Source organism: Pseudonocardia pini, from assembly GCF_013870575.1.
GTDB classification, from domain to species: Bacteria; Actinomycetota; Actinomycetes; order Mycobacteriales; family Pseudonocardiaceae; genus Pseudonocardia; species Pseudonocardia pini.
Map to the genome: position 1 here is coordinate 1 of NZ_JACBXB010000849.1, position 2,213 is coordinate 2,213.

The 2,213-nt window shown below is 72.0% G+C and carries 4 protein-coding genes; 3 read left to right on the top strand and 1 reads right to left on the bottom strand.

Annotation, left to right across the window (positions count from 1 at the left end; translation table 11 throughout):
* Positions 1 to 318 (bottom strand): GntR family transcriptional regulator (locus tag H5J29_RS29855; RefSeq protein ID WP_181784305.1); only part of this gene is annotated, 318 nt, incomplete at its 3' end.
* Positions 319 to 419: 101 nt separating this feature from the next.
* Between H5J29_RS29855 and H5J29_RS29860 the strand changes: the two genes are divergently transcribed.
* The 3 genes from H5J29_RS29860 to H5J29_RS29870 all read left to right on the top strand — a co-directional run.
* Complete coding sequence (locus H5J29_RS29860) at positions 420 to 1,634, top strand: sarcosine oxidase subunit beta family protein (protein ID WP_181784306.1); 1,215 nt, start codon at positions 420 to 422, stop codon at positions 1,632 to 1,634.
* 10 nt (positions 1,635 to 1,644) lie between these two features.
* Complete coding sequence (locus H5J29_RS29865; protein WP_181784307.1) at positions 1,645 to 1,887, top strand: sarcosine oxidase subunit delta; 243 nt, start codon at positions 1,645 to 1,647, stop codon at positions 1,885 to 1,887.
* The coding region (locus tag H5J29_RS29870; RefSeq protein ID WP_181784308.1) for a (2Fe-2S)-binding protein at positions 1,884 to 2,213 on the top strand (330 nt) is incomplete at its 3' end. The genes H5J29_RS29865 and H5J29_RS29870, both read left to right, overlap by 4 nt.

The following is a 2,213-nucleotide window of genomic DNA, read 5'->3' on the forward strand; positions in this document are numbered from 1 at the left end:
GGATCGCGCGTCCCGGGCGGCGCTGCGCGCGGCCAGCGGCTCGAGCGCGAGGCGCACCTCGGACAGGTGCGAGAGGTCGGTGATGTCGACGGCGGTCGCGAACGTGCCCCTGCGCGGGTAGGCGACCACGAGCCGGTCGCCCTCGAGTCGCTTCAGCGCCTCGCGCACCGGGGTCCGGCCGGTGCCGAGCTCGGCGGCCAGCCGGTCGTCGTTGAGCGGGTCCCCCGGCCGGATCTCGAGCATGACGAGCCGGTCCCGGATCGCGGCGTACGCCCGGTCGGCCAGCGACCCCGGCTCGGCGATCGACGCGATGCCCACCGCTGTCCTCCCTTGACCCTCGTCGACGACCCGGTTAGCGTACACGGCGACTGATATACCAGTCTACGCGAACTCGTCCCTCAGCAGTCCGGAGACCTGACGTGGAGCACCTGCCCGAGCATCCCGACTTCCTCTGGCGCACACCGGAACCGAAGCGCTCGTACGACGTCGTGGTCGTCGGCGGTGGCGGACACGGCCTGGCGACGGCGCACTACCTGGCGAAGAACCACGGGATCACGAACGTCGCGGTCCTGGAGAAGGGGTGGCTGGCGGGCGGCAACATGGCCCGCAACACCACCCTGATCCGCTCGAACTACCTCTGGGACGAGTCCGCGGCGATCTACGAGCACGCGCTCAAGCTCTGGGAGGGGCTCGAGGAGGACCTCGGCTACCCGATCCTGTTCAGCCAGCGCGGCGTGCTCAACCTCGCCCACACGGAGCAGGACGTCCGGGACTCCGTCCGGCGGGTGGAGGCCAACCGGCTCAACGGGATCGACGCCGAGTGGATCGGCCCGGACGAGGTCGCGAAGATCTGCCCGATCGTCAACGTCTCCGCCGACATCCGGTATCCCGTGCACGGCGCGACCTACCAGCCGCGCGCGGGCATCGCGAAGCACGACTACGTGGCCTGGGGCTTCGCCCGGCGCGCCGACGAGGCCGGGATCGACCTCGTCCAGGACTGCGAGGTCACCGGCTTCACCACCGACGGCGACCGCGTGACGGGCGTGCGGACCACCCGCGGCGACATCGCCTGCGGCACGGTCGCACTCTGCGCCGCCGGGCACACGAGCGTGCTGCTGGACATGCTGGGCGTGCCCGCGCCGCTGCAGTCGCACCCGTTGCAGGCCTTGGTGTCCGAGCTGCTGGAGCCCGTGCACCCCACGATCGTCATGTCCAACGCCGTGCACGTCTACGTGTCCCAGGCCCACAAGGGAGAGCTGGTGATGGGCGCCGGGGTCGACTCCTACAACGGGTACGGCCAGCGCGGCGCCTTCCACATCATCGAGCGACAGATGGCGGCGGCGGTGGAGCTGTTCCCGGTGTTCGCCCGGGCCCACCTGCTGCGGACGTGGGGCGGGATCGTGGACGTCACGCCGGACGCGTCGCCGATCGTCGGACACACCCCCTTCGAGAACGTCTACCTCAACTGCGGGTGGGGCACGGGCGGGTTCAAGGCCACCCCCGGCATCGGATGGTGCCTGGCGGACACCGTCGCGCACGGCCGCCCGCACGAGTTCGTCGCCCCGTTCAGCCTCGACCGGTTCACCACCGGCGCGCTCGTCGACGAGCACGGCGCCGCCGCCGTCGCGCACTAGGAGCCTTGCGATGCAGATGATCAGGTGCCCCTGGTGCGGACCGCGCGAGGAGGTCGAGTTCCACTACGGCGGCCAGGCCGGGGTCGCGTACCCCGCCGAGCCCGCCGCCCTGTCCGACGAGGAGTGGGGGCGTTTCGTGTTCGTCCGGGCGAATCCCAAGGGCCGCTTCGAGGAGCGGTGGAGCCACAGCGCGGGCTGTCGCCGCTGGTTCACCGCCGTCCGCGACACCGCGACCTACCGGTTCTCCTCGTGAGCCGCGTCGACGGGTACGGGCGGATCGACCGCTCCCGCACCCTGGCCTTCACCTTCGACGGAGTCCCCTACACCGGGCACCCCGGCGACACCCTGGCGTCGGCCCTGCTCGCGAACGGCGTCCGGGTCGTGGCCCGCAGCGTGAAGCCGGACCGCCCGCGCGGCGTCACCGCGGCGTGGAGCGAGGACCCCACCGGGCTCGTCCAGATCGAGGAGCCCTTCCCCGAGCCGATGCTGCTCGCGACCACGGTCGAGCTGGTCGACGGGCTCGTGGCGCGCTCGATCGCGGGCCGCGGCAGGCTCGCGGAGATCCCCGACACCGCGCGC